The 4,620-nt window shown below is 70.6% G+C and carries 3 protein-coding genes; 2 read left to right on the forward strand and 1 reads right to left on the reverse strand.

The genetic code is table 11. The features are described 5' to 3' along the window. The coding region (locus VHK87_RS09425; RefSeq protein WP_329634643.1) for an ATP-dependent DNA helicase RecG at positions 1 to 1,295 on the reverse strand (1,295 nt) is incomplete at its 3' end. A gap of 66 nt (positions 1,296 to 1,361) precedes the next feature. Between VHK87_RS09425 and VHK87_RS09430 the strand changes: the two genes are divergently transcribed. Together VHK87_RS09430 and mfd are read left to right on the forward strand one after the other, a co-directional pair. Further along, positions 1,362 to 1,646: a succinate dehydrogenase assembly factor 2 gene (locus VHK87_RS09430; RefSeq protein WP_329634645.1), complete on the forward strand. Its 285-nt coding sequence runs from the start codon at positions 1,362 to 1,364 to the stop codon at positions 1,644 to 1,646. Beyond that, positions 1,636 to 4,620: transcription-repair coupling factor (gene mfd / locus VHK87_RS09435; RefSeq protein WP_329634644.1), on the forward strand; the 2,985-nt coding region annotated here is incomplete at its 3' end. The genes VHK87_RS09430 and mfd, both read left to right, overlap by 11 nt.

The raw sequence follows: 4,620 nt of genomic DNA on the forward strand, positions 1-4,620 counted from the left end.
CCGTAGACCGTCAGCTCCAGGGTCCTCGGGATCGGCGTCGCCGACATGGCGAGCAGGTGCACGGCTTCGCCCTTCGCCTGCAGCCGCTGGCGCTCGGCGACGCCGAACCGGTGCTGCTCGTCGATGACCGCCAGCATCAGCCGGTGAAAGGCGACCTCGTCCTGGAAGAGGGCGTGGGTGCCGACCGCGACCTTGGCCTGACCGCTCGCCAGGGCCGCGAGCTTCTCGGCCCGGCCTGGGCCCCGGTCGCGGCCGGTGAGCAGCACGACCTCTACCCCGTGCGCCCGCAGCGGCTCGGCCAGCGTCTCGAAGTGCTGGCGGGCCAGGATCTCTGTGGGCGCCATCAAGGCGGTCTGGCCGCCGGCCGCGGCGACATCGGCCATAGCCAGCATGGCGACCACAGTCTTTCCCGACCCCACGTCCCCTTGAAGCAACCGGCTCATTCGCTCGCCGGCGGACAGGTCGGCGCGGATCTCGGCCAGCGAGCGCTTCTGCGCGCCGGTCAGGGCGAAGGGCAGGTCGGCCTCAATGCGGGGGGCGATGTCGCCCGGCGCGAGCCTGGGCGCGGGATCGGCGCGCCGCGCCGCCTTGCGCTGGGCCATCGCCAGCTGGTGGGCCAGCAGTTCGTCGTAAGCAAGCCGGCGCTGGTGACGGGCCTGGGGAAGGAGGTCGGCCTCGCTCTGCGGATTGTGCAGCCGGGCGAGCGCCTCCTGCCAGGTCGGGAACCTCTCCTGGCGCAGCCAGGCCGGGTCCTGCCACTCGGGCAGGGCAGGGACCCGGCTCGCCGCCTCCAGCGCCAGACGGCGGACGGTGCGGGGCGGTAGGCCGGCGGTGGCCGGATAGACCGGCTCCAGCTCTGGAATGGTCTCGGCCTTGTCCGGCTCGACGATGTAGTCGGGGTGGGTGATCTGTAGCTCGTCGCGAAAGCGCTCGACCTTGCCGCTGACTATGCGGCGCGCGTTCGCTGGATGGCGCCCCTCCAGGCTCGCCCCGAAGCTCCCGAAGAACACCAGGGAAAGGAAGCCGGTCGCATCGAAGCAGCGGATTCGCCACGGCTGGTTCGGACCACGCGGCTTGGCGTAGGACTCGATGGTAACCTCGAATGTCTGCACTTCGCCTTCGAGGGCGTCGGCAACTGTCGCCGGCGTGCGGCGGACCAGCGAGTGGGGGTTGAGGAAGGCCACGTCGCGCACGATCGGGCCGGCCAGCTTCTCCACGAGCGGCGCGACGCGCGGCCCGACCCCCTTCAGCGAGGTCGCGGGCGCGAACAGGGGGAACAGAATCTCCGGCCGCATGCGGGGATGATAGCGGCTGGCGCTCGCCCCGTGCGCACCCTATATGGGCCGCTCTTCAAGGCTGACATGGACGAGATCAGGCTCAAACGGCTGCGTTTCCGGGCGTGGCGACGCGGCTTCAAGGAAGCGGACCTCATCCTGGGGCCGTTCGCGGACAAGCACGGCCCGAACCTCACCCCCGAGCAGCTGGACGCCTTCGAGGCGCTGCTCGATCAGCCGGATCAGGACATCTACGAGTGGATCATCGAGCGCCGCCCGACGCCGGCGGCGTTCGACGGCGACGTGATGCGCATGCTCAAGCAGTTCCGCTTCGAGGCCTTCGAGGCCCGGGAAGGGCGCAATGGCGGCTGACGACGCCCGGGCGCTGACCCGCGCCGACGTGCGGCGCATCGCCGACGATCCCGGCCGGCTGGACCTGGTCGGCGCGCCGGAGGGCTTCGACGCCCTGGTGATGGCCGACATCGTCCGCGCCCGCCGCGGGCTGTCGGTGTTCGTGGCCCGCGACACGGCGCGGATGAGCGCCTTCGCCGACTCCCTCGCCTTCTTCGCGCCCGGGCTGGAGGTGTTGCGCTTCCCGTCCTGGGACTGCCTGCCCTACGATCGCATTGGGCCATCGCCAGGCGTCGCGGCGCAGCGGATGACGACGCTCGCCCGGCTCGCCGACGGCTTTGATCCGAAGAAACCGGCTCTCCTGGTGGTCGCCGTGCCGGCGCTGCTGCAGCGCGTGCCGCCGAGGGCCGACGTCAAACAGGCGACCTTCTCGACCGTGGTCGGCCGGGTGGTCGAGGTGGCCGACCTTGAGCGCTACTTCGGCGTCAACGGCTACGTGCGGGCCTCCACCGTCTCCGAGCGGGGCGAGTTCGCCATCCGGGGGGGCGTCATCGACGTCTTTCCGCCGAACGCCGAGGAGCCGGTGCGACTCGACCTATTCGGCGACACCCTGGAATCCATCCGCGCCTTCGATCCGGAGACCCAGCGCTCCACGAGGCAGCTGAAGTCCGTCGACCTGCTGCCGGTGTCCGAGGCGCTGGTCGACGCCAAGGCGATCTCGCGCTTTCGGCAGGGCTACCTGGAGGCGTTCGGCGCGGCCGGGGACGATCCGCTCTACGCCACCGTCAGCGAAGGCGGTCGCCGGGCCGGCATGGAGCATTGGCTGCCGCTGTTCTACGAGCGCATGGAGACGCTGCTCGACTACCTGCCGAAGGACTCGCTGATCGCTCTCGATCACCTCGCCCGCGAGGCGCGGGACGAGCGGCTGGCGATGCTCCGCGACGCCTACGACGCCCGCGCCCAGGCCGATCGCAAGGCCCAGTACCATCCGCTGCCGCCCGAGCGACTCTACCTGACGGAGGACGAGTGGGACCGGTCGCTGGCCAGCCACCCGACTCGCCGCTTCTCCGCCTTCCAGGAGGCCGAGGGCGAGGTGGTCGCCGATCTCGGCGCGCGGCAGGGCCGCAACTTCGCCGCCGAGCGAAAGCAGGACAGCGTCAACCTGTTTGAGGCCACCGCCGACCACGCCCGCAAGCTGGCCGCCGCCGGCAAGCGCGTGCTGTTCGCCTCCTGGTCCGAGGGCTCGTCCGAGCGGCTGGCGGGCATGCTCACCGACCACGGGCTGGGCCGCGTGCCGTTCGCCGCCTATTGGGACCAGGCCAAGGCGGCCGATCCCAAGGTCCCGCAGCGGGTGGTGCTGCCGCTGGAGGCCGGGTTCGAGACGGACGACTTGGCGGTCATCTCGGAAACCGACATCCTCGGCGACCGGCTGGCCCGGCCGCGCAAGCGCCGCAGGGCCTCCAACTTCCTCGCCGAGGCCTCGGCGCTGACCACCGGCGACCTGGTGGTCCACATCGACCACGGCATCGGGCGCTACGACGGCCTGAAGACCCTCGAGGTCCAGGGCGCGCCGCACGACTGCCTGGAGCTGCAGTACGGCGGGGAGGCGAAGCTCTACCTGCCGGTCGAGAACATCGACCTCCTCACCCGCTACGGCGCCGATTCCGAAGGCGTGCAGCTCGACAAGCTGGGCGGCGCGGCCTGGCAGGCCCGCAAGGCGCGGGCCAAGGAGCGGCTGCGCGAGATGGCCGAGGGGCTGATCCGCCTGGCCGCCCAACGCGCCCTGAAGTCGACCGAGGAAGTCGAGCCGCCGCACGGGGTGTTCGACGAGTTCTGCGCGCGCTTCCCGTACGAGGAGACCGACGACCAGCTGGCCGCCATCGGCGATGTGCTGGGCGACCTCGGCTCCGGCAAGCCGATGGACCGGCTGATCTGCGGCGACGTGGGCTTCGGCAAGACCGAGGTCGCCCTGCGCGCCGCGTTCGTGGTGGCAATGAGCGGTCAGCAGGTGGCCGTGGTCTGCCCGACGACGCTGCTGGCTCGGCAGCACTACAAGACTTTCGTCGAGCGGTTCGAGGGCTGGCCAGTGCGCGTGCGCCGCCTCTCGCGCCTGGTGCCCGCCAAGGAGGCCGCCGAGACCCGCGAGGCGCTGAAGAAGGGCGAAGTGGAGATCGTCGTCGGCACCCACGCGGTGCTGTCGAAGCAGGTCGGCTTCAAGAACCTGGGCCTGGTGATCGTCGACGAGGAGCAGCACTTCGGGGTCAAGCACAAGGAGAAGCTCAAGGAGCTTCGCGCCGACGTGCACATGCTGACGCTGACCGCGACGCCGATCCCGCGCACCCTGCAGATGTCGCTGTCGGGCATCCGCGAGATGTCGATCATCGCCACCCCGCCGGTCGACCGGCTGGCGGTGCGGACCTACATTACGCCCTGGGACCCGGTCGTGGTCCGCGAAGCCCTGCTGCGCGAGAAGTACCGAGGCGGTCAGGCCTACTATGTCGCGCCGCGCATCGCCGACCTGCCGGACCTGCAGCGGTTCCTGCGCGAGCAGGTCCCCGAGGTCCGCTTCGTGGTCGGCCACGGCCAGATGGCGCCGACCCAACTCGAGGAGGTGATGAGCGCCTTCTACGACGGCCAGTACGACGTGCTGCTGTCGACGACGATCGTGGAGTCCGGCCTCGACATCCCCACCGCCAACACCCTCGTCGTGCACCGGGCGGACATGTTCGGCCTGGCCCAGCTCTACCAGATCCGCGGCCGGGTCGGCCGGGCCAAGACCCGCGCCTACGCCTATCTGACGACACCGGCCGAGCGGTCGATCACCCTTTCGGCGGAGAAGCGGCTGAAGGTGCTGCAGTCGCTCGACAGCCTGGGCGCCGGCTTCCAGCTGGCCAGCCACGACCTCGACATCCGCGGCGGCGGCAACCTGTTGGGCGAGGAGCAGTCAGGCCACATCCGCGAGATCGGCGTCGAGCTCTATCAGCAGATGCTGGAG

Origin of the sequence: Phenylobacterium sp., assembly GCF_036263695.1 — a bacterium.
In the GTDB taxonomy this organism is placed as follows: Bacteria; Pseudomonadota; Alphaproteobacteria; order Caulobacterales; family Caulobacteraceae; genus Phenylobacterium.

Excerpts from the sequence above, each read along its gene's own strand:
- VHK87_RS09430 (WP_329634645.1), top strand. The coding sequence starts at position 1,362 with ATGGACGAGATCAGGCTCAAACGGCTGCGTTTCCGGGCGTGGCGACGC.